Consider the following 21,742-nt stretch of genomic DNA (forward strand, 5'->3'; position numbering starts at 1 on the left):
TCAGCCCAGGATCTCGTCGAGGTCGTAGCGCACCGGCTCCTCGAGCTGTGCGTACGTGCAGCTCTCCGGCGTCCGGTCGGGGCGCCAGCGGCGGAAGCGGGCGGTGTGGCGGAACCGGGCGCCGTTCTCCATGTGGTCGTACGCCACCTCCGCCACCCGCTCCGGTCTGAGCGGCACCCAGGACAGGTCCTTCTTGCCCGACCAGCGGCTCGGCGCCCCGGGCAGCCGGGCGCTCTCGTGCGCGGCCTCCTCCGTCCAGGCCGCCCAGGGATGCCCCGACGCGTCCTGCATCCGCAACGGCTCCAGCTCCTCGATCAGCTCGGCGCGCCGCTTCATCGGGAAGGCCGCGGACACCCCGACGTGCTGGAGCGTGCCCCGGTCGTCGTGGAGGCCGAGCAGCAGGGAGCCGACGACCGGGCCGCTCTTGTGGAGCCGGTAGCCGGCGACCACGACGTCCGCCGTGCGCTCGTGCTTGATCTTGAACATGGCGCGCTCGTCCTGGAGATAGGGCAGGGTGGGCGGCTTGGCGATGACACCGTCCAGGCCCGCGCCCTCGTATTGCTCGAACCACTGCCGGGCCACGTCGATGTCGGTCGTCGCCGGTGCCAGGTGCACCGGGGCCGTGACCCCGGACAGTGCCGTCGTGAGCAGCTGTCTGCGGTCGGTGAGGGGGACGTCCAGCAGCGACTCGTCCCGCAGGGCCAGCAGGTCAAAGGCGACGAAGGAGGAAGGCGTCCGTTCGGCCAGCGTCCGCACCCGTGAGGCCGCCGGGTGGATCCGCTCGGTCAGCGCGTCGAAGTCCAGCCGCCCGTTCCGTGCGATCACTATCTCCCCGTCCAGCACGCACCGCTCGGGCAACCGCGCCGCGAGTGCCTCCGCCAGTTCGGGAAAGTACCTGGTCAGCGTCTTGCCGGTACGGCTGCCCAGCTCGACTTCGGCTCCGTCCCTGAAGACGATGGCACGGAACCCGTCCCACTTCGCCTCGTAGTGCATGTCCGGCGGGATCTTCGCCACCGACTTGGCGAGCATGGGCTTCACGGGGGGCATCACCGGCAGATCCATGGTCCGATTCTGCATGCGCCCGCCCCGAAATGCCTGATATGTCAGCCTCGCCTACCGTGGCTCGCATGGGTGACGCGGTGGAACTGGAGGCAGGCGGCCGGACCGTACGGCTGTCCAGCCCGGACAAGATCTTCTTCCCTGAGCGCGGCTTCACCAAGCTGGACCTCGCCCGCTACTACCAGGCCGTCGCCCCCGGCATCCTGCGCGCCCTGCGCGAGCGCCCCACCACCCTGGAGCGCTACCCGGACGGCGTGACCGGCGAGAACTTCTTCCAGAAGCGGGCGCCCAAGAACATGCCCGACTGGATCCCGACCGCCCACATCACCTTCCCCAGCGGTCGTAGCGCCGACGAGATGTGCCCCACCGAGGAGGCCGCCGTCCTGTGGGCCGCCCAGTTCGGCACCCTCACCTTCCACCCGTGGCCGGTCCGCCGCGACGACGTCGACCGCCCCGACGAACTCCGCATCGACCTCGACCCGCAGCCCGGCACGGACTACGACGACGCCGTGCGGGCGGCCTTCGAACTCCGGGACGTGCTGCAGGAGTTCGGCGGCCTGCGCGGCTGGCCCAAGACGTCCGGCGGACGCGGCCTGCACGTCTTCGTCCCCATCGAACCGCGCTGGACCTTCACCCAGGTGCGACGGGCCGCGATCGCGGTCGGGCGCGAGATGGAACGCCGGATGCCGGACCGGGTGACCATCAAGTGGTGGAAGGAGGAACGGGGCGAGCGCATCTTCATCGACTACAACCAGACGGCCCGCGACCGGACCATCGCCTCCGCCTACTCGGTACGGCCCCGCCCGCACGCCCCGGTCTCCGCGCCCCTGCGCTGGGAGGAGGTCGGCGAGGCTCATCCCCAGGACTTCGACCTCGCGACCATGCCCGCGCGCTTCGCCGAACTCGGCGACGTGCACGCGGACATGGACGATCACGCGTTCTCCCTGGACGCCCTGCTGGAACTGGCCCGCCGTGACGAGCACGACCACGGGCTCGGTGATCTGCCGTACCCGCCCGAGTATCCGAAGATGCCGGGAGAACCCAAGCGGGTACAGCCGAGCAAGGCCAAGAAGCCCGGTCCTACAGCTCCTTGATCCTGATGTCCCGGTAGGAGACCACGTCCGTCGTGCTGTGCACCTGGAGCCCGACGTAGCCGGAGGCGAACCGCCTTCCGTCCGTGCCCGGGTCGTCCGAGCGGGGCGGGGTGAAGTCCTGGCCGCCGATGTTGTCGAACTCGTTGATCAGCACGCCGTTGCGGTAGACCGAGTAGTGCTGGTCGACCACACGGATCTCGTAGTCGTTCCACGTGCCCTTCTGGGTGACGCCGGCACCGGCGAGTCCCACCCGGTCGAAGCCGTAGACCGACCCGGTCTTGTACATGTCGCCGTCGGGCCGGTCGAGCACCTGCACCTCGTGGCCGTACTTGATGGCGACCCACTCCGGCCGGGACTCCTCCGGGTGGTCGTGGACCCACGGGAACCGCACGAACACACCGGAGTTGGCGTTCCCGGTGCCCGGGGCGTCGTCCCGCCACTGGAGCTTGAGCGAGAAGTCGCCGTACGTGCGCTCCGGGAACCAGAGCATGCCGAGGCCGTCCTTCGTGGTACCGGACGTGATGGACCCGTCGCCGTTCGGCGCGAACGAACCACCGCCCACCTGCTGCCACTTGGCGAGGGACGCGGCACTGCCGTCCAGGATCGTGCGGTAGCCCGCTGTCTGGCCGGGCCTGCCGATCCCGGACTCACGGGCCGCCGCGTCGATCGCGTCGTACTCGCGCTCGTCGACGACCCCTTCCTTGAAGAGCCTGTCCAGGACGGTCTTCACATGCTTGAGGAACAGGGCCTGGGACGTCCACTCCTTCTCGTCCTCGATCAACTCGTTGATCCGGCACCGGCTGTTGGTGATCCGGTTCGGTACCCCGGAGTCGACCGTGCCGACGATCACCGTCAACCGCTCGTCGAGCTCGGAGCAGTTGGGCGCCGGGACCTGACTGGAGACGACGGTGAAGGTCACCGTGCGCGCGGCCGAGGTGTTGCCCGCCTTGTCGGTCGCGCGGTACGCGAGGGTGTGCGTGCCCGCCCGGTCGACGACCACCGCGGCGGTGTACGCCAGATACGGTCCGGCGTCGATCGAGTACTCGACGCCCGCGACCCCCGAACCGCCCACGTCCGTGGCGCTGACGGTCACCTTGGCGTTCCCCACGTACGCCCCGTCGGAGTTCCGGGTGCCGTCCACGGTCACGCCGGTCACCGGCGGGGTGGTGTCCTGCGGTGCGGCCACGACGACCGTGAACCGGACGCTCTTCTCGGCGGCCGCGTTGCCCGCCTTGTCGGTCGCCCGGTAACGCACCGTGTGAGCGCCGACCTGATGCACCATCACCGGCATGGTGTACGGCTGCCAACTCCCGTCGTCCACCGCGTACTCGATGGTGTTGACCCCGGATCCGGTGTCGGAGGCCGACACGGTCACCGTCGCCATGTCGATGTACGTGCCGTCGGGGTTCTGCTCGCCGCTCACCGTCGCCGAGGTGTCCGGCGGGGCGGTGTCGTCGGAGGGCCGGGCGACGACCGTGAAGACCGCGCTCTTCTCCGCGGAGACGTTGCCCGCCTTGTCGACGGCCCGGTAACGGACCGTGTGGTCGCCGACCTGGTCGACGACGACCGGGGCGGTGTACGGCTGCCAGGCGCCCGCGTCCCCGATCGCGTACTCGATCCGGTCGACGCCGGAGCCGCCGGCCTCGTCGGTCGCGGTGACGGCCACGCTCGCCGAACCGACGTACTGGCCCTGCGCGTTCTGTGTGCCGGTCACCTGGGCCGCCGCCGAGGGCGCGGAGGTGTCCTGGCCGCTACCCTCGGTCACCACGAGGATGCCCTGCATCTGGCCGTGGCCCGGGATCGTGCAGTGGTAGAAGTAGCGGCCCGGGGCGAGCGTGACCTCGGCGGTGTGACGGCCTCCCATGTCGTCGTTCGGATTGGCGAGGATGTTGAGTTCGACGTCGTCGTTGAACTCGGGATCGCTGGTCACGAACGTCAACGTGTGCGGCATACCGGTCGTGTTGCCGGTGGCCGCGCTGTTCTCGAAGACGATCGTGGCCGTCCCCGCCACGGCTGTCGTGGGCGCCGACGTGTACTTGGTGATGTCGTCGCCGGCCGTCCAGGTGAGTGTCTGGGCGGCGGCTGCCGTTGTCTGCCGCGGCTGGGCCGTGGACGTCGACTGGAGTCCCAGCAGCATCAGCAGGGCTGCCAACAGGACGGTCAGAGGTCTTTGCCGACGCATCACTGTCCTCCTCGCACCAGTTGGCCGACGGCCGGTGTGGGCCCGCCGCCCTTGTAAGTGACCCGCCACAGCGCCGACTTGGAGTCGGCGGTGAAGAAGCCGCGCCCGTAGTCGAGGACGTACAGCGCGCCGTCCGGACCGAACTTCCAGTCCATGAGGTTCTTGATGCCGTCGTTGCCGATCGGCACGATCTTCTTCAACGACTCGGAGTGGACCGGCAGTCCGCCGTCGCCGTGGGTCTTCGGATCGGTGATCACCGCGTTGCGCGGCTGGTCGGCGTCGTAGAAGTCACCGACGAACCACTTGCCGTCCCAGTAGGCGGGCCACTTGGTCGTGCTCGCGCTCGCCGTGTCGTAGCGGTACACCGGCCCGTTCATCGCGGCCTGCCCGCCGCCCTTGAGCCACGGCAGCAGGTACTTGGCCTCCTCCGGCTTGTAGGACGGGATGCCGTTCGCGTCCCGCGGGTAGTCCGGGGCGCCGCCCTGCGGCGAGTACCAGATGTTGTTGCCGGTCACCGGCGGCAGGTTCACCAGACCGTCGTTGTTGGGCGACTCGTTCTTCGGGTGGTCGCAGTCGTACCAGCCGAGCGGCTGGTCGGGGTTGGGCAGATTGCGGTCGCGGTAGGGCTGCTTGTTGCCCATGCAGTACGGCCAGCCCCGGTTGCTCGCCCTGGTGATGACGGCGAACGTGTCGTACTTGGCCGGGCCCCAGGTCGTCGAGGGCTCGCTCGCGTCCGGACCGACCCAGCCGGCGTAGAGCGTGTCGGTCTTCTTGTCGACGAAGATGCGAGCCGGGTTCCGGACCCCCATCACATAGATCTCGCCGCGCGTCTTGCCGCCGCCCTCGTCGGTCTCCGTGCCGGTGAAGAGGTTCCCCGCGGGAAGCGTGTACGTCCCGTCGGCCTCCGGGTGGATGCGCAGGATCTTCCCGTTGAGGTTGTTGGTGTTGCCGGCGGTGCGGCGCGCGTCCGCGAAGGAGACGCCCTTGAAGTTGGGCTGCGGGTTGTTGCCGGAGTAACCCCCGCTGAAGCCACTGGAGTTGTTGTCACCGGTGGCGATATACAGGTTGCCTTTGGAGTCCCAGGACATCCCGCCGCCCGAGTGGCAGCAACTGTGCACCTGGACCGGCCATTTGAGCAGCACCCTCTCGCTGCTCAGGTCCAGCCTGTTCGTCGCGAGGTCGAGGGTGAAGCGGGACACCCGCCGTTCGGCGATCCGTGTGTCGCGGTTGAGCTGCGCGTGCGGGGTGTAGTGCATATACACCCAGCCGTTCTGCTCGAAGCGGGGATCGAGTTCGATGCCGAGCAGCCCCTCCTCGACCTTGACCAGCTCGTCGCCGCCGCCCTTGTTGCCGAAGACGGTCAACTCGCCCGCCAGGGTGACCTTCTTGGTCGCGGGGTCGTAGACGTGGATCTGACCCCTGCCCTTGCCGACGTCCGGGTTGTTCCAGTCGGTGACGACGGGCTGGGAGGAGTCGGCGCCGCCCCGGCCGATGTAGAGCACACGCCCGTCCGGTGCGGTGACCAGGCCGTGCGGCTCACCGATCTGGTCGTTCTGCCCTGCCTGGTTGGGCTGGGTGAGGCGTTCCGCCTTGTAGTTGCCGTTGATCGTCGCCTTGCAGTCGGCCTGCACGAGCCGTGAGGTCCACAGCAGCGCACCCCGCAGATGGGCCCGGAAGTCGGTTTCGTCGTACGACGACACCGTGCCGCCCATCCCGGTGTAGAAGGACCGCCCGCCGTCGTAGTCACGGCACCAACTCACCGGGTGGTCCCAGCCGTTGGCGCTCGCCCCCGGCTGGTAGGTCGACTCGCGCACCCGGGCGACGGTGTGCACGTCGCCGGAGGGGTTCTTCGTCCAGTTGAACCACTGGTCGGGACGCTTCCACTGCACCGGCAGATCCTTCGTCGCCGGATGCTGCCGGTCGCCCACCTCAACGGTGGCTCGCTGTACCGCCGTTGGGCTGGAGGCGGCCGGACGGGCGCCGACGAGTCCCGTGAACCAGTCGGAGTACGGCTCGGCGCGGGCCGCGTCATGGACGCCGACGAAACCGCCACCCGCCTCTATGTAGGCCTCCAGACCGGCCTCCTGGTCGGGGTCGAGGACGTCGCCGCCACCGGTCAGGAAGACGATCGCGTTGTAACCGCCCAGCGCCTGTTCGTCGGTGAAGACCCTGGCGTCGTCCGTGGCCTCGGTCGCGAACCGCTGGTTCGCCGGACCGGACAGCCCGATCCTCTCCACGGCGGCGATACCGGCGTTGACGACCGGCGACTCGTCCCCGCCCGCCGCGGAACCGTAGAAGACCAGCACCCGTACATCTGCGCCACCCGGTGGCGACTTGACGGACATCGTTGTCGGTGACTGTTCCGATGCGGGCATCGCTCCCGCGGCCGGTCCGGACATCAGTCCGGCGGCGAGGACCCCGGCGGTCACCGTGGCCACCCAGACCCGTCTTCTCGTCGTTCCTCCGCTTCTCGCGCTCAACCCTCGTAAGTGCATGGGCACCTCCTCGGTCACAGCAACAGCGCCAAGCAAGCTAGACGCCTTTGCGTCACTCGCCAATACCTATGACCGGGATCGCGCGAACTTTGTCCTCGGTGTGGATAAACGCTTGCGGGGCCGGTACCGTCTCACAGATTCATCACAGGTGCGTCTCCGCAAATTCCGTATCAGGGTGGGGAGTTCTGCATGGCCGCAATGGACAGACGCGGGTTCGACCGGCGGCGGGTACTGCTCGGCGGCGCGGCCGTCGCGACATCGTTGTCCATGGCGCCGGAGGCCCGGAGCGACACCGGCCCGGCGCGGGCCGCCCCGGGTGGCGGCGAGGTCAGGCACATCAAGCTGTACGCCGAGAAGCTCGCCGACGGGCAGATGGGCTACGGCTTCGAGAAGGGCAGGGCGACGATCCCCGGTCCGCTCATCGAACTCAACGAGGGCGACACGCTGCACATCGAGTTCGAGAACACCATGGACGTCCGGGCGAGCCTGCACGTCCACGGCCTGGACTACGAAGTCTCCAGCGACGGAACGACGTTGAACAAGAGCGACGTCGAGCCGGGTGGCACCCGCACCTACACCTGGCGCACCCATCTGCCGGGCCGCCGCAGCGACGGCACCTGGCGGGCGGGCAGCGCGGGCTACTGGCACTACCACGACCACGTGGTCGGCACGGAGCACGGGACGGGCGGCATCCGGAAGGGCCTGTACGGCCCGGTGATCGTCCGCCGCAAGGGCGACGTCCTGCCGGACGCGACCCACACGATCGTCTTCAACGACATGCTCATCAACAACCAACCGGCCCACTCGGGACCGAACTTCGAGGCCACGGTGGGCGACCGGGTCGAGTTCGTGATGATCACGCACGGCGAGTACTACCACACCTTCCACATGCACGGTCACCGCTGGGCGGACAACCGCACGGGCATGCTCACCGGGCCCGACGACCCGAGCCAGGTCGTCGACAACAAGATCGTGGGACCGGCGGACTCCTTCGGATTCCAGGTGATCGCGGGGGAGGGGGTCGGGGCGGGCGCGTGGATGTACCACTGCCATGTGCAGAGCCACTCCGACATGGGGATGGTGGGCCTGTTCCTGGTGAAGAAGACGGACGGGACGATCCCCGGCTACGAGCCCCACGAGCACGGAAAGCCGTTGGCCGGGCACGAGCACTGACGGATCATGAGCAGGTGACTCTTCTCCTCACACGCGGTGATCTGGAAGCCCTGCTGGAGCCGCAGCCCTGCATCGACGCACTGCGGGACGGCTTCCGGCACGCGGAGGCGGTACCCATCGCGGGACAACGGGTGCGCACGGACCTCCCGTTCCCCGGGACCGCCACCGCCCTGATCCCGGGCCTGCTGCCCGGAGTCCCGGCCTACACGGTGAAGGTCAACGCCAAGTTCCCCGGCGCCCGGCCCGCCCTGCGCGGGGTGATCTGCCTGCACAGCGGCACCGACGGGGAACTGCTCGCACTGCTGGACTCGGCGACCGTCACGGCATGGCGGACGGGTCTCGCGGCGGCGCTGGGCACCCATCTGCTCGCGCGTGCCGGTGCCGGCGAAGTCGTCGGCGTGATCGGGGCGGGCGCGCAGGCCGAGTTGATGGTGCGGGGGCTTGCCGTGCTACGGCCCCGCGGTGCCCTGGTCGTCCACGACACGTCCGCCGAGCGCGCAGCGGAGTTCGCCGCACGGCACGGCGGGGAAGTGCTGTCCTGCGCGCCGGAGGTCGCCGCCGTCGCCGACCTCGTCCTGTCGGCGACCTGGTCGAGGGAGCCGTTGCTGCACCTGAGGGACACCCGGGAGGGGCAGCACTTCACGAGCCTCGGTGCCGACGAACCGGGGAAGGCCGAACTGGCGGCCGATCTGCTGGAGGCGGCCGTGGTCGTGGTCGACGACCGCTCCCTCGCCCTGAGCATGGGCGCGCCGACCGCCGTGGCCACCCTGGGCGAGGTGGTTCGGGGTGCGCACCCAGGGCGGACGGGGGCGGGGGACCGTACCGTCTACGCGCCCGTCGGCCTGCCCTGGCAGGACCTCGCGCTCGCCTGGTCCGCGTACCGGCTTGCCGAGCGGGAAGGGGTCGGACGGCGGGTGGATCTGCTGGCCTGAGCCCACGGGGTCGCTCCCGCGGCGCAGATCCGGTCGGCCGCACGGGTCGTCACCGCAGCGGCTTGCGCAGGAGCAGCCCACCCACGGGTCGCCCGCCTCATGTGCTCGCAGGTGCTGACGCCGTCTCGCCTCCCATGCAAAGGGCCGCGAAGCACTGCCCAAGCCCGAAGGCACAGTCCGCCGGGACTCCAGGCCAAGAAGTCCGCCGCGCGGGGTCGTTTCTCCGAGGGCGAGAGCGCTCTCATCGCGCTGTGTGCCGGAGCTATCCTGATCCGCACCCCGCCGACGAGGAGCCCCGAAGTGACCGACACAGCGCCGCGTCCCACTCTGGAGGCCGTGGCCGCGCGTGCCGGTGTGTCCCGGGCCACCGTGTCCCGGGTGGTGAACGGCGGGGACGGGGTCAGGGAGCCGCTCGTCGAGCGGGTGCGCAGGGCCGTCGACGAGCTCGGTTACGTCCCCAACCAGGCCGCCCGCAGTCTCGTCACCCGGCGCCACGACGCCGTCGCCGTGGTCGTCGCCGAGCCGGAGACCAGGGTCTTCGCCGACCCCTTCTTCGCCCTGCAACTCCGTGGGATCAGCAAGGAGTTGACGGCTCACGACAACCAACTCGTGCTGCTGCTCACCGAGGGCCGGGACGACCACGCGCGCGTCGGACGCTACCTCGCCGGAGGACACGTCGACGGCGCGCTCGTCTTCTCCCTGCACCTCGACGACCTGCTGCCCGCGTTGATCCAACGGGCGGGTGTGCCCACGGTGTTCGGCGGACGGCCCGGCTGGAGCGACGGGTCGACGGACGTCGTGTACGTCGACAGCGACAACCGCGGCGGTGCCCGCGAGGCCGTACGCCACCTCGTCGGACTCGGGCGCACCCGCGTCGCCCACATCACCGGCGCCCTCGACCAGACCTCCGCGGTGGACCGGCTCGACGGCTACCGGGATGTCATGGGCGACACCGGCCCGGACCTCGTCGCGCAGGGTGACTTCACCCCGGGCGGCGGGGAGCACGCGATGCGGGAACTCCTCGACCGCCGCCCGGACCTGGACGCGGTGTTCGCCGCCAACGACCTCACGGCGTCCGGCGCCCTGCGGGTGCTGCGCGAGCGCGGGCGCCGGGTGCCCGAGGACGTGGCGGTGGTCGGCTTCGACGACATGCTGCCGGTCGCCGAGCAGACCGATCCGCCCCTGACGACAGTCCGGCAGGACATAGAGGAGATGGGCCGGTTGATGGCCCGTCTGCTGCTGCGGGGTCTCGACCCGAAGGACGGAGCGAGGGGCGGGGGAGCCGCGCCGGCCGGTGTCGTGCTGCCGACCACGTTGGTGCGGCGCGCCTCGGCGTGACCCCCGCGTCCCTCGTCCGCTCAGGTCTGCTGCGGTGCGCTCCTGATCACGGCGAAACGGGCGCCGTACGGGTCGGCCAGCTTGGCGACACGGCCGACGCCCGGCACGTCCGTGGCCGGCATCCGGACCACGCCGCCCAACTCCTGTGCCTTGGCGACGGCGGTGTCCGTGTCGGTGACCTCGAAGTACGGCAGCCAGTACGCCCCGGCCTCCGCCTCCAGCGGGTCGTCGGCCAGCGGGACGATACCGCCGAACATGGCGTCCTCGCTCTGCCCGCCCGGCAGCACGGTCGTGTAGGAGCCGCCGGGGAAGTCGACGCCGTAGGTCTCCATGCCCAGGGCCGCGCTGTAGAAGAAGGCGGCCATCGGCAGGTCGGCCGTGTACAACTCGATCCAGCACAGCGAGCCCGGTTCCTGGGTGACGTCGAGCCCCTTGGTGCGCCCGGGCTGCCAGATACCGAAGGACACCCCCGCCTTGTCGGCGAGGATCGCCATGCGGCCCGCGTCCAACACGTCCATGGGCTGCATCAGCACGGAGCCGTGCGCCTGCTCGGCCGCCTTCGCGGTGGCGTCCGCGTCCGTGGTCTGGAAGTACACGGTCCAGGACGGCGGGCCCTGGTCCGGTGTGGTCTGCATGCCGCCCGCGGCGGTCTTGCCGGCGAGCTGGAAGAAGCCGTAACCGCCGGCTTCGGGCGGGCCGGGCTGGAACTCCCAGCCGAACAGACCGCCGTAGAAGGAAGTGGCGCCGTCGATGTCGGGGGTGCCGATGTCGAGCCAGTTCGGAGCGCCGGGGACATAACGGGTGGTGAGCATTACTGCCCTCCTTTGAAGGGTCCCGTAGCCTGCACTGCCGAGTCTCGCACCGCCCACTGACAATCGCCGCCGGAATGCGGTTGCCGGCCGGTGCACGGTCGCGGTGACCGCAGGAGACCGGCTGCTGGTGTGTCAGGCGGCAGCGGGAGTGTCGTGGACGCCGGTCAGAGAGGGGAGCGCGAGCCATGACGGCGCCTGCCGTCCCCGTTGGGCGCGGACATCGCCCGGCAGACCGACTCCGCGCGCCGCCGTGCGTCCGCGCGCCGGGCGGAGGACCATCGAGGTGGCCGGCCGCTGTGAACGGCGGCGTTGATCCCGCGTTGATCGAACGTTTTTCGCTGCCCGGCACGATCTCGGCCATGCACACCGACACCATCACCCCGGCCCACCTGGCCTGGCAGACGCAGGCCCTGTGCGCGCAGACGGGGGCGGACTTCTTCTTTCCTGAGCCGGGCAGCTCGGTGCGGGAGGCGAAGCGTATCTGCGGCATGTGCGAGATGCGCCCGGCCTGCCTCGAGTACGCCCTGGCCAACGACGAACGCTTCGGCGTCTGGGGCGGGCTGTCGGAGAAGGAGCGGCTGGAACTCAGGCGGCCCGGAAACCGGTGAGCCACCGGCCGTCGAGTGCGGTTAGGATCCGGGAGCGCACCCGGGCGTAGCGCAGAGGCAGGCGCACCGCCTTGCTCAGGCGAGACACATCGGTTCGAATCCGGTCCCCGGGCTGCGTTCCGCGGGCCCTGTGGAGCAGAGGCAGACTCGCCGCCTTGTCAGGGCGGATACGCCGGTTCGAATCCGGCCGGGGCCCATGGCACAGGGGTCGGTAGCGCAGAGGCAGGCGCACCTTCGTGGCATGAAGGGAACGTCCGTTCGGATCCGGCCCGGTCTGCGGCAGGGCACGAACGGGGCGGGGACGCATGGGTGACGTGATCGGCGAGGACGAGCTCGCGGCCTTCCACCGTACGGTCGGCAGGCTGCGCGAGCTGCCCGTCGACGACCCCGTGCGACTGCGGGCCGAGCAGGTCGCCGCGTCCTTCGCCCGCGACGGACGGCTGCGACGGCGCAGGACGCGGGGCGCCGAGACCACCGCCGCCGACGCCGGGGTGATGGCGGCCACCGCGACCGGCTCCCACGACCGCCGTGAGGACGCGCCGCTGGTCGGGTCCGGCGACGCGGGCGTCTACCGCAAGCCGCGCAGTTGCTATGTCTGCAAGTCGCCCTATCGACAGGTCGATGCCTTCTACCACCGGCTCTGTCCGCGGTGCGCCGCCGACAACACGGCCCGCCGGGCGCTCTCCACCGACCTCGCGGGACGCCGTGCGCTGCTCACCGGCGGTCGGGTGAAGATCGGCTTCCAGCTGGCCCTCATGATGCTCCGGGACGGCGCGCAGCTACTGGTGACCAGCCGTTTCCCGCACGACACCGTGCGCCGGTTCGAAGCGGAGCCGGGCAGCGCGGAATGGCTCGACCGGCTGACCGTCGTCGCCGTCGACCTGCGCGACCCGCGCCAGGTGCTCGGCCTGTGCGAGGAGCTGCGCCGGGAGGGCGAACCGCTGGACATCCTCGTCAACAACGCGGCGCAGACGGTACGCCGGCCGCCCGAGTCGTACGCCCTGCTCGCCTCCGGTGAGCGGGACGTGCTGCCCGAGGGGGTGCGGGCGGCACCGGGCTTCACCCCGACGCGGATGCTGGAGAGCGGCGCCGCGTCGCTGCCGGTCGCACTGCGCGAGGCCGACGAGGCCGGGCTGCTGCCCGATCCGTCTCCGGAGAACTCCTGGTCGGCGCGGCTCGGCGCGCTCGACCCGGCCGAGGTCCTGGAGACCCAGCTCGTCAACGCGCTCGCCCCGGCGTTGCTCTGCGACCGTCTGCTGCCTCTGCTGCTGGCCTCCCCGCACCCGCGCAGGTACGTCGTCAACGTGACGGCCGTCGAGGGCCGTTTCGCCGTCCGGAACAAGACGGCCGGGCATCCGCACACCAACATGGCCAAGGCCGCCCTCAACATGCTCACCCGCACGAGCGCCGCCGAACTCGCCGAGCAGGGCGTGCACATGTGCGCCGTCGACACCGGCTGGATCACCGACGAGAACCCGGCACCGAAGAAGGAGCGCATGGCCCGCGCCGGGTTCCGCACACCGCTGGACATCGTGGACGGGGCGGCCCGGGTGTACGACCCGATCGTGCGCGGTGAGGCGGGCCACCCCGTGTCCGGGGTCTTCCTGAAGGACTACCGGGAGGCTGAGTGGTGAGCGGGGTCGACGCGGGAGCGGCGGGCGGCTTCGCGGGGATGCCGCATGCCGCATGCCGTGCCGCGGCCGGTCGGCCAACTCGCTCTGCCGCCAGGCTGGTTGTGGTCTGGGCCTTCTTGATCCACGCAGTAGGTTCCGGGTGCCGCGCCGGCCCGGGACCCCTTTTCGGTAGTGGTGGCCGGGGCGGGCGCCTGTGCCGGCCCGCTGTCTCGACGGCGACGGCCATCACTGGGGGCGGGGCCTGTCCGGTCGCCGGCCGGGCGCCCGGCTTCAACCCCTCCGACGGCCCCACCGCCCGCCCGTGGCGGATACGCGGGTGTCACCGGCGCATCGCCATGAACACCTCCGTCCAGAACCGCTGTTGCTGCTCCGAGGCGCCCGCCAGGTACGTGGCCCGCAGTTTCGCCGGCAGCAGGGCCACCAGGCGGGCCACGGCCGCGCGGTGCTTCCGGAGCTGGGACAGCTCCGCGTTGGCGAGGATCTGGTGGACGACGTCGCTGTCGTCACCGCCCTCCGAGGAGTGACCGGCGGCGCGGCGCAGCCGGGCCTCCCAGGCGCCGACGTCGCGCGCGAGCTCGCGCAGACCGGTGACCGGGCGGCCCCGGAAGCGGTCGAGCAGCCCGGTCAGCGGCACGGGCGCGTACTCGCCGTCACCGAGATAGACCGTGCCCATCTCCAGCGGCAGCCCGCGCCGGTGCAGCTTGATCAACCGCTCCAGCGTGCGCTTGGTGATCCAGGCGCGCCCGTCGTCGTCGATGTCGTGCTTCCACCACTCCAGGACCGTCTCGGCGTCCGAGCCGTACCGGGCCAGCAGCCACTCGTTGGCCGGTATGTCCTCGGGCTCCACCTGGAGCGAGGCGGTGAACCGGGTCGCCTGCGCGATGTTGTTCCGCGCCACCAGCATCTTGCGGCCGAGGTGGTACGGCGGGTTCTGCACCGCGATCTGCGCCCGCAGGTTCTCGATCCGGCGGCCGGCCAGCGACCACTCCTGGGTGATCTCCATGAGCTTGGCGAACGCGGCCTTGTCCCTGGGCCGGTTGTACTCGTCCCACACGATCGCCTTGGGCTCGGGCCCGGTGAACTTCTCGGCCAGCAGGTTGTCGAGGGTGCCGTCCGCCGACGGGATCGGCGCGCACAGGTCCTCGACGTTCGTCACCGGCAGCGAGAAGTACAGCGGCTCCCGGCCCAGCCCGTCCCGGACCGTCTCCCGCACCAGCTCCGTCTTGCCGCAGCCCGGCGGGCCCTGGAGCAGCACCGTCCAGCGTCCTCGCAGCGCGGCCCGCACCACCTGCCGTACCGGGTCGGGGATCGTCGCGGGGTTGGGCACGCCGAGCGACTCGGCGACACGGTCCAGGATCTCGGCCGTGCGGTTCTGCCCGGGCCTGCCGTCCGGCCCCGGCTCGGCCAGCCGCAGCCGCTCCCCGTCGACCAACGGCAGGCCCCAGCGCAGCGGGAACCCCTCCCGCGCATTCGCCAGGACGTGGTCCAGGGTGCGCGGGGACAGCAGCTCGCGCAGGGCGGGGGAGAGCGATGCCCACAGCGAGAACACCGGACGCAGGTCCCACGGGCGGTACTTGGCCGCCAGGTGCCGACGCCACGAGGTGTCGTTCGCCGTGATCCGCAGTGTCACCATGCGGTCCAGCAGCGCGAGGTCGCTGCGCCGGGCCGAGGTCTCCGCCAGCGACTCGTTGTCCGTGAGGAAGACGCCGACGCAGCCCAGGGCGCGCAGATCGTGCTCCCCGAGCGTCCAGTTGCAGGCGATCTGCATCAGCTGCGACTGGATCGTCGCGCCCGCCTGCAGGGAGTCGTCGATGAGCAGGACGAACGGCTGCCCCGGCTTCAGCTGGCTCATCACCAGCTGGCGCAGGACCAGTTCACCGGTGCCCGGGTCGCGCACCGGGGCGTTGACGAGCAGGTCGTCCGGCGTGAGGTTCGCCGCGGGGACGTACACCAGCGTCGCGTCCGGGTACGCCCGGCCGACGTGCGAGAAGAACGTCGCCGTCTTGCCGATGCCGTGCTCGCCGAAGATCTGCCCCGTCTGCCCCATGTCGATCATCGCGTCGATGAAGGACTCCAGGCGCGAGGTGGTCGACTGCTCTGTTTCCGTCGTCATTACCGTGATCCTGTGGTGACGCGATGGCAGTCCATCGCCGGGGTGTGCGTGTCCGGCCAGTCGTCGCCGCCCTGCGTGATCAGCCAGATCCATTTGTCCGGCTCGGCGGGTGTGATGGGTGGGGCGTATCCGTCGGTGAGCATCACGACGGCGTCCGGGGTGACGTCGAAGCGGCGCCCGGCGACCTCGGTGCGCCCCTCCACGTAGTCGGCGACCGCCTGGAAGCTCGTGCCGCCTCCGCCGTAGACCCGCTCGCCGGGCTTGAACGGCATCACCTCGGCGTCGAAGGAGAGCCAGTGCGCCTCGACCCCGTCGATTCGCCCCACGAGCCTGGTGAGCCACTCGACGACGTGGTCCGGCATGGAACCCGAGGTGTCGTACGCGACGACGAGCACCTTCTCCCGCACCGGACCGCGCCGCGAGAGCATCGGATCCCGGCCAAGGGCCGCGAGCAGCGCGCCCCGCTTCTTCGGGTACACCAGTCGCTCGCCGTCACTCAGTCGGGAGCCGAGCACGTCGACCAGCCAGCGCTGCCACCAGTCGACCGCACGCGTGCGCGTGGTCTCGCCGCGCAGCACGCCCGCGCCGAGGCTGCCCCAGATCCGTGCGGTCCGGGTGTCGCCGTCCTCGGTGCGGCCCATCAGGTCGAGGAGCTCCCGCTCCGCGCCCGTGTGCCCGCGCCGGGCCGCGAGCAGGGAGTTGAGCAGCGCCGAGGAGGCGACCGCGTCGATCGTCTCCTGGTCGGCCGGAACGCCGCCCTCGCGCAGGTGCACGCACATTCGCCGCTCGGGGCCGGGCGGGTCGTGCATGCGCTTCAGCTCGCCGTACACCCTCAGGTCCGTCTCGGTGAACGTCTCGTACGGCACCGGCTCCAGGCCGTGCTCCGTCAGGTCGCGGACGTAGGCGTCGTGGACCCGTCGAGGGTCGACACCGGTGGGGCGGCCGTCGAGCAGGGGCAGCTCCGGCCGGCCCAGCCGGACCAGCGCCACGTGGTTGATGGACACCTCGCAGGCCAGCGTGAACACCGGATCCGCGCGCTGCTCGGGATCGGCGAACAGGTGCCGCTGCACAAGATGCCGCGCCTCGTGGAACAGCACGAACTTCACCCCGTCCAGGCCGAGAGCGACGAAGAAGCCGGGGTTGTAGAGCAGCAGGCAGGTGCCGTCGCCGGAGGCCACCACCGCCGCCGTGTCGATCGCGGTCGTGGGGATCTGGTGACGGCACTTGGCGTACAGCCAGGACGCCACCGCCGACTCGGTCAGCCCGAAGTCCAGCAGCGCGGCCTCCTTCAACCGCCGCGCCTCCTCGACCACCGCCGAGTCCGCCGGACGGTACCGCTCCAGCGCCCTGCGGTCGGCCAGGTCGACCACCGGGACACGCCGCCCCCGCTCTCCGTACGCCATGCCGAGCCCCCCGTACCGAATCTCCCCCGTGCCTCATTGGTAGCAGCGGCCACTGACAACGGGCCAACGCATTACGCTCGGGGACCAAGGGCGGGGCCGTAGCGCAGAGGCAGGCGCACCGGTCTCCAAAACCAGAACACGCTGGTTCGAATCCAGCCGCCCCGCCCCCCTCCCGGCAGATCAGGCGATCGCGCCGGCCGTCATGATCAGCTCCGGCGCCGTTCCGTGGAACGTGTCGAGGAGCTGCGCCAGCACCGCCCAGGCGTCCTCGCGGCCGCCCAGGTGGTCGCGTACGAGGGGCCGCAGTGCGTTCTCGGCGTCTCGTACGCGCGCGGGGAACATCACATGGCCCAGGGACAGCACCTTCAGCACGTGAGCGGCGGGCCCGTGTCCGGTCGCGTACGCACCGGGGCCGGCCAGGACTCCCGCCTGGCGCAGGCGGTGGGTGAACTTGGGGTGGCTGCCGAACTGGGCGCGCAGTGCGGGCGGGCAGTCCGGGCGCACGGACAGGGCCCAGCGGGCGTAACCGGGCAACGGCCGCTCCCGGTCGGCTTCGGTGACCGTCCGCCAGTCGCGGTGTCCCAGCACCATGGACGCCGCGTCCCTGGCGGGAGCCATGGCGGTCGCGGCCCGCAGCGCCCCGACGAGCCCCTGAGCCACCATGCCCGGCGGCAGGGGCGGCTCGTTCGCGTGCTTGAGCAGGACGCGGTCCACGGGCAGGGTGTCCGTGCGGCCCGGACCGAACGGCACACCGCGCAGCACCGCCCGCCGCAACCCGGGGTCGGCGGAAGGGTGCCCGTACACGGCCGCGTTCAGCTTCGGGTCGTCCTCCTCCAGGATCCACACCAGCACGGAGGACGGGACCGGCGTCAGCTTCAGGACGGCGTGGGCGGTCCGGCGTTCGTCCGGGCCCCGCGACGGCGCTCCGATCCGCCGCCGTACCCGTGCGGCGTCGTCGGGGTCGGTCAGGCCCAGGAGGAAGCCGACCGCTCGCTGCGCCGTGCTGTTGTCATGCATGGCCGCATGATGACGCAGACGAGCGGCGGCTCGCACCGGATATCGGGTGGTCCGCCCGGCCGGCGTCAGGCTCCCGCGCGCGCCGCCATCCGCTCCTTGCGTGCCGCCAGCTTCGCGTCGAACTTCGACGCCTCCGCGTCCAGGCCGCTCATGTACAGGCCGAGTTCCTCCTGGGCCTTGAGACCCTCGGGGCCCAGGCCGGTGATCTCCATGACCTTCAGGAAGCGCAGGACGGGCTGGATGACGTCGTCGTGGTGGATGCGCATGTTGTAGATCTCGCCGATCGCCATCTGCGCGGCGGCCCGCTCGAAGCCGGGCATGCCGTGGCCGGGCATCCGGAAGTTCACGATCACGTCGCGCACCGCCTGCATCGTCAGGTCGGGCGCGAGCTCGAACGCCGCCTTCAGCAGGTTGCGGTAGAAGACCATGTGGAGGTTCTCGTCGGTCGCGATGCGGGCCAGCATGCGGTCGCAGACCGGGTCGCCGGACTGGTGGCCGGTGTTGCGGTGCGAGACGCGGGTCGCGAGCTCCTGGAAGGAGACGTAGGCCACCGAGTGCAGCATCGAGTGCCGGTTGTCCGACTCGAAGCCCTCGCCCATGTGGGCCATCCGGAACTGCTCCAGCTTGTCCGGGTCCACCGCGCGCGAGGCGAGCAGGTAGTCACGCATCACGATGCCGTGGCGGCCCTCCTCGGCCGTCCAGCGGTGCACCCAGGTGCCCCAGGCGCCGTCGCGGCCGAAGAGCGAGGCGATCTCGTGGTGGTAGCTGGGGAGGTTGTCCTCGGTGAGGAGGTTCACGACCAGGGCGATCCGGCCGATCTCGGTGACCTTGGACTGCCCCTTCTCCCAGGCCTCGCCGTCCTCGAAGAGGCCGGGGAAGTTACGGCCGTCGCTCCACGGCACGTACTCGTGCGGCATCCAGTCCTTGGTGACCTTCAGGTGCCGGTTGAGCTCCGTCTCGACCACTTCCTCCAGCGCGTGCAGCAGTCTGGCGTCGGTCCAGGCGGAGGACGGGCTGCTGAGGTGAGGGGAAGTGATCGTCACAGGTACTCCAGGGGGACGCGGCAGACATGTACGGGGCTCGGCGGCGAGCGGCGCCGGTAACTTACGGAATCGTAGGCTACGAAACCGTAGGTTACGCCACCGTAAGTTAAGAGACGTGTAAAGATCGCTGATCAGCGGTGTTCCGAGGGCATGACAAGACTCGCGGGAACCGCAGGTCGGGCTGTTGGGATGATGCACTCACCCGTTCAGGCGTACAGCTCCCGCAGTCGCACTGAGAGGCAAGTCACACACCCCTCGAGCTTCTCGAACTCGCTGATGTCCACCACGGCCGGCTCGAAACCGAGGTCGGTGAGCAGCTCCGCCGTCTTCGGGGCGCTCGCGGCCATGAGCAGCTTGGGTCCGCCGAGGAGGACGACGTGGGCGCCGGCCTCCTCCGGGACGGACAGGAAGCGCGGGAAGAGCGAGGGCCGGTCCACCTTGGGGATGTTCCCGATGACGGTCCCGTCGGGCAGCGCCGTGACCGCCGACTTCAGGTGCAGCACCTTGCTCACCGGTACGGCGACCACCCGGGCCCCGAGCGGCTCGAAGGCGGCCCGCAGCTGCTGGACGCCGGCCGCGTTGGTGCGCCCGCCCCGGCCGACGTAGATCGTGTCGCCGACCTTCAGCACGTCACCGCCGTCCAGGGTGCCGGGCTCCCAGATCCAGTTCACCGAGCAGCCGAGCCGTGCTACGGCCTCCTCGACGCCGACGGTCTCCTCGCGCCGGGACTCGGCGCCGGAGCGGGCGATCAGGGCGACGTTCTTGTACATGACCACGGTGTCCTCGACGAACACCGCGTCCGGGCAGTCGTCCTCCGGGTCCACCTCGACGGTCTCCCAGCCGTGCGTGCGCAGGGCCTCGACGTACGCCTCCCACTGTTCGAGCGCGAGATCGACGTCGACCTTCTCCCGCTCGACGTGCGTCACCAGTCCTTCGGCGAGGCGCGGACCTGGGCGGCGGACGAGGGCCTTCTTGCTGGGCACGAGGGGACTCCGTATCGGCGGGACGGGGGTGGCCCCCGTTGCGGGCGCCGGTCAGCCATCATGCAGCGCCGATCCGTGTCGACAAAACCCCCTGTCGTCATCCTTGCGTGAACGGCTCGACCGGATCGCCGCCCGGAGCGTGGCGCTGCTCCGGGTGGCGATCCGGTCCGGCGGCCGTCGTGGACGCTACGCCGGAGACTCCAGGTCCTCCGGAGTGACCTCCCGCAGCTCGCCGTCCAGCATCAGCCAGCGCGTGATGCCGATCGACTCCAGGAACGGCAGGTCGTGACTGGCCACGACCAGCGCGCCCTCGTACGACTCCAGAGCCGACGTGAGCTGCCGCACGCTCGCCATGTCGAGGTTGTTCGTCGGCTCGTCGAGCATGAGGAGCTGGGGTGCCGGCTCGGCCAGCATCAGCGCGGCCAGCGCCGCCCGGAAGCGTTCGCCGCCGGACAGCGTCGACGCATGCTGGTCGGCCCGGCCGCCCCGGAACAGGAAGCGGGCGAGACGGGCCCGGATCCGGTTGTTGGTGGCGCCCGGCGCGAACCGGGCCACGTTCTGCGCGACCGACAGCCCGTCGTCGAGGACGTCGAGCCGCTGGGGCAGGAAGCGGAGCGGAACGTGGGCGGTCGCCTCGCCCGACACCGGCTCCAGCTCCCCGGCGATCGTCCGCAGCAGCGTCGTCTTGCCCGCGCCGTTGCGCCCGATCAGCGCGACCCGCTCCGGGCCCCGCAGGTCGAGGCCGCCCACCACCCGTGCCCCGTACGCGAGTTCCAGATCCATGAGGGTCAGGACCGTACGGCCCGGCGGTACGGCCGTGTACGGCAGGTCGACGCGGATCTCGTCGTCGTCCCGTACCGCCTCCACCGCCTCGTCGAGCCGGTCCTTCGCCTCGGAGAGCCTCTCCTCGTGCATGATGCGGTGCTTGCCCGCGGACTCCTGCGCCGACCGCTTGCGCGCCCCCATGACGATCTTCGGCTCGCGCTTCTGCTCGAACATCTTCTGGCCGTACCGCTTGCGGCGGGCCAACTTGACCTGGGCATCGGACAGTTCGCGCTTCTGCTTGCGGAAGTCGGACTCGGCGACCCGCACCATCCGCTCCGCCGCGTCCTGTTCGACGGCCAGGGCCTCCTCGTAGGCGGAGAAGTTGCCGCCGTACCAGGTGACCTCGCCGGAGCGCAGGTCGGCGATCTGGTCGACCAGGTCGAGGAGTTCACGGTCGTGGCTGACCACGACCATGACCCCCGGCCAGGAGGCGACGGCCGTGTACAGACGCCGACGGGCGTACAGGTCGAGGTTGTTGGTGGGCTCGTCCAGGAGCAGGACGTCCGGGCGGCGCAGCAGCAGCGCGGCCAGCCGCAGCAGCACCGACTCACCGCCCGAGACCTCGCCGATCGTGCGGTCCAACCCGATGTGGCCGAGGCCGAGTTCGCCGAGGGTGGCGAGGGCCCGCTCCTCCACGTCCCAGTCGTCGCCGACCGTCTCGAAGTGCTCCTCGGCCACGTCACCCGCCTCGATGGCGTGCAGGGCGGCGCGCCGCGCGGCGATGCCGAGCGTCTCGTCGACCTTCAGCGAGGTGTCCAGGGTGACGTTCTGCGGGAGGTAGCCGACCTCGCCCGCGACCCGCACGGTGCCGTCGGCGGCGGTGAGCTCACCGGCGATGAGCTTCAACAGGGTTGATTTCCCAGAGCCGTTGATGCCGACGAGACCGGTCCGGCCGGGGCCGAACGCGATGTCGAGGTCCTCGAAGACGGACGTGCCGTCGGGCCAGGAGAAGGCGAGAGAGGTGCAGGTGACGGAAGCAGACATACGGTTCTCCGCGGTTGCTCGAAGCGAGAAGGGGCAAACGCGTATCG

At 70.7% G+C, this 21,742-nt stretch carries 16 protein-coding genes and 3 tRNA genes; 9 read left to right on the plus strand and 10 right to left on the minus strand.

The window, feature by feature from the left end; all coding sequences use genetic code 11:
* Complete coding sequence (locus tag ACFYRX_RS21300; RefSeq protein ID WP_389101827.1) at positions 1 to 1,062, minus strand: ATP-dependent DNA ligase; 1,062 nt, start codon at positions 1,060 to 1,062, stop codon at positions 1 to 3.
* Between the two features lie 65 nt (positions 1,063 to 1,127).
* Between ACFYRX_RS21300 and ligD the strand changes: the two genes are divergently transcribed.
* Positions 1,128 to 2,153, plus strand: coding sequence for a non-homologous end-joining DNA ligase (gene ligD / locus ACFYRX_RS21305; protein WP_389101830.1), 1,026 nt, complete (start codon positions 1,128 to 1,130; stop codon positions 2,151 to 2,153).
* On the opposite strand, the gene ACFYRX_RS21310 is transcribed toward ligD, so the two are convergent.
* Together ACFYRX_RS21310 and ACFYRX_RS21315 are read right to left on the minus strand one after the other, a co-directional pair.
* Positions 2,140 to 4,335, minus strand: a complete 2,196-nt coding sequence (locus tag ACFYRX_RS21310) for an OmpL47-type beta-barrel domain-containing protein (RefSeq protein ID WP_389101833.1) — start codon at positions 4,333 to 4,335, stop codon at positions 2,140 to 2,142. The genes ligD and ACFYRX_RS21310 overlap by 14 nt on opposite strands.
* On the minus strand, positions 4,335 to 6,830 hold the full coding sequence (locus ACFYRX_RS21315; RefSeq protein WP_389101836.1) for a ThuA domain-containing protein: 2,496 nt from the start codon (positions 6,828 to 6,830) through the stop codon (positions 4,335 to 4,337). The genes ACFYRX_RS21310 and ACFYRX_RS21315 overlap by 1 nt, the downstream gene beginning before the upstream one ends.
* Before the next feature lie 198 nt (positions 6,831 to 7,028).
* Here ACFYRX_RS21315 and ACFYRX_RS21320 point away from each other — a divergent pair, with 198 nt between their 5' ends.
* From ACFYRX_RS21320 to ACFYRX_RS21330, 3 genes are all read left to right on the plus strand, one after another.
* Entirely contained in the window at positions 7,029 to 8,003 is a 975-nt protein-coding gene (locus tag ACFYRX_RS21320) for a multicopper oxidase domain-containing protein (protein WP_389102714.1), read from the plus strand.
* Positions 8,004 to 8,017: 14 nt separating this feature from the next.
* Positions 8,018 to 8,935: an ornithine cyclodeaminase family protein gene (locus ACFYRX_RS21325; RefSeq protein ID WP_389101838.1), complete on the plus strand. Its 918-nt coding sequence runs from the start codon at positions 8,018 to 8,020 to the stop codon at positions 8,933 to 8,935.
* A 300-nt stretch (positions 8,936 to 9,235) separates the two neighbouring features.
* Positions 9,236 to 10,273: a LacI family DNA-binding transcriptional regulator gene (locus tag ACFYRX_RS21330; RefSeq protein WP_389101841.1), complete on the plus strand. Its 1,038-nt coding sequence runs from the start codon at positions 9,236 to 9,238 to the stop codon at positions 10,271 to 10,273.
* A gap of 20 nt (positions 10,274 to 10,293) precedes the next feature.
* Here ACFYRX_RS21330 and ACFYRX_RS21335 read toward each other — a convergent pair whose 3' ends face one another.
* Positions 10,294 to 11,085 carry a VOC family protein gene (locus tag ACFYRX_RS21335; protein ID WP_389101846.1) on the minus strand — a complete coding sequence of 264 codons (792 nt, stop codon included), beginning with the start codon at positions 11,083 to 11,085 and terminating at the stop codon, positions 10,294 to 10,296.
* 359 nt (positions 11,086 to 11,444) lie between these two features.
* Here ACFYRX_RS21335 and ACFYRX_RS21340 point away from each other — a divergent pair, with 359 nt between their 5' ends.
* From ACFYRX_RS21340 to ACFYRX_RS21355, 4 genes are all read left to right on the plus strand, one after another.
* Positions 11,445 to 11,693, plus strand: coding sequence for a WhiB family transcriptional regulator (locus tag ACFYRX_RS21340; RefSeq protein ID WP_389102717.1), 249 nt, complete (start codon positions 11,445 to 11,447; stop codon positions 11,691 to 11,693).
* Between the two features lie 39 nt (positions 11,694 to 11,732).
* Positions 11,733 to 11,806: transfer RNA gene (locus tag ACFYRX_RS21345), tRNA-Ser, on the plus strand.
* Positions 11,807 to 11,817: 11 nt separating this feature from the next.
* Positions 11,818 to 11,889 (plus strand) — tRNA-Asp (locus ACFYRX_RS21350).
* Between the two features lie 109 nt (positions 11,890 to 11,998).
* Entirely contained in the window at positions 11,999 to 13,327 is a 1,329-nt protein-coding gene (locus ACFYRX_RS21355; protein ID WP_389101849.1) for an SDR family oxidoreductase, read from the plus strand.
* A 319-nt stretch (positions 13,328 to 13,646) separates the two neighbouring features.
* On the opposite strand, the gene ACFYRX_RS21360 is transcribed toward ACFYRX_RS21355, so the two are convergent.
* The gene (locus ACFYRX_RS21360) at positions 13,647 to 15,440 is read right to left on the minus strand and encodes an AAA family ATPase (protein ID WP_389101851.1); all 1,794 of its coding nucleotides are present in this window, start codon (positions 15,438 to 15,440) and stop codon (positions 13,647 to 13,649) included.
* Entirely contained in the window at positions 15,440 to 16,843 is a 1,404-nt protein-coding gene (locus ACFYRX_RS21365) for a hypothetical protein (RefSeq protein ID WP_389101854.1), read from the minus strand. Before ACFYRX_RS21365 ends, ACFYRX_RS21360 begins: the two co-directional genes overlap by 1 nt.
* Before the next feature lie 90 nt (positions 16,844 to 16,933).
* Here ACFYRX_RS21365 and ACFYRX_RS21370 point away from each other — a divergent pair.
* Positions 16,934 to 17,009 (plus strand) — tRNA-Trp (locus ACFYRX_RS21370).
* Positions 17,010 to 17,023: 14 nt separating this feature from the next.
* On the opposite strand, the gene ACFYRX_RS21375 is transcribed toward ACFYRX_RS21370, so the two are convergent.
* The 4 genes from ACFYRX_RS21375 to ACFYRX_RS21390 form a co-directional block, all read right to left on the minus strand.
* Positions 17,024 to 17,860 (minus strand): hypothetical protein, encoded by an 837-nt coding sequence (locus ACFYRX_RS21375; RefSeq protein WP_389101857.1) that lies wholly within the window; start codon positions 17,858 to 17,860, stop codon positions 17,024 to 17,026.
* Between the two features lie 65 nt (positions 17,861 to 17,925).
* Complete coding sequence (locus ACFYRX_RS21380; protein WP_389101859.1) at positions 17,926 to 18,903, minus strand: acyl-ACP desaturase; 978 nt, start codon at positions 18,901 to 18,903, stop codon at positions 17,926 to 17,928.
* Positions 18,904 to 19,109: 206 nt separating this feature from the next.
* Positions 19,110 to 19,886: a dimethylargininase gene (gene ddaH / locus ACFYRX_RS21385; protein WP_389101862.1), complete on the minus strand. Its 777-nt coding sequence runs from the start codon at positions 19,884 to 19,886 to the stop codon at positions 19,110 to 19,112.
* A gap of 186 nt (positions 19,887 to 20,072) precedes the next feature.
* On the minus strand, positions 20,073 to 21,695 hold the full coding sequence (locus ACFYRX_RS21390) for an ABC-F family ATP-binding cassette domain-containing protein (protein ID WP_389101865.1): 1,623 nt from the start codon (positions 21,693 to 21,695) through the stop codon (positions 20,073 to 20,075).
* Positions 21,696 to 21,742 lie beyond the last annotated feature (47 nt).

Origin of the sequence: Streptomyces sp. NPDC005374 (genome assembly GCF_042872225.1) — a bacterium.
Taxonomy (GTDB): Bacteria; Actinomycetota; Actinomycetes; order Streptomycetales; family Streptomycetaceae; genus Streptomyces.

Bases quoted from the DNA above. Each gene is read 5' to 3' on its own strand.
- ACFYRX_RS21300 (WP_389101827.1), bottom strand. From the start codon at position 1,062: ATGGATCTGCCGGTGATGCCCCCCGTGAAGCCCATGCTCGCCAAGTCG.
- ligD (WP_389101830.1), top strand. From the start codon at position 1,128: ATGGGTGACGCGGTGGAACTGGAGGCAGGCGGCCGGACCGTACGGCTG.
- ACFYRX_RS21310 (WP_389101833.1), bottom strand. From the start codon at position 4,335: ATGCGTCGGCAAAGACCTCTGACCGTCCTGTTGGCAGCCCTGCTGATG.
- ACFYRX_RS21315 (WP_389101836.1), bottom strand. From the start codon at position 6,830: ATGCACTTACGAGGGTTGAGCGCGAGAAGCGGAGGAACGACGAGAAGA.
- ACFYRX_RS21320 (WP_389102714.1), top strand. From the start codon at position 7,029: ATGGACAGACGCGGGTTCGACCGGCGGCGGGTACTGCTCGGCGGCGCG.
- ACFYRX_RS21335 (WP_389101846.1), bottom strand. From the start codon at position 11,085: ATGCTCACCACCCGTTATGTCCCCGGCGCTCCGAACTGGCTCGACATC.
- ACFYRX_RS21340 (WP_389102717.1), top strand. From the start codon at position 11,445: ATGCACACCGACACCATCACCCCGGCCCACCTGGCCTGGCAGACGCAG.
- ACFYRX_RS21355 (WP_389101849.1), top strand. From the start codon at position 11,999: ATGGGTGACGTGATCGGCGAGGACGAGCTCGCGGCCTTCCACCGTACG.
- ACFYRX_RS21360 (WP_389101851.1), bottom strand. From the start codon at position 15,440: ATGACGACGGAAACAGAGCAGTCGACCACCTCGCGCCTGGAGTCCTTC.
- ACFYRX_RS21365 (WP_389101854.1), bottom strand. From the start codon at position 16,843: ATGGCGTACGGAGAGCGGGGGCGGCGTGTCCCGGTGGTCGACCTGGCC.
- ACFYRX_RS21375 (WP_389101857.1), bottom strand. From the start codon at position 17,860: ATGCATGACAACAGCACGGCGCAGCGAGCGGTCGGCTTCCTCCTGGGC.
- ACFYRX_RS21390 (WP_389101865.1), bottom strand. From the start codon at position 21,695: ATGTCTGCTTCCGTCACCTGCACCTCTCTCGCCTTCTCCTGGCCCGAC.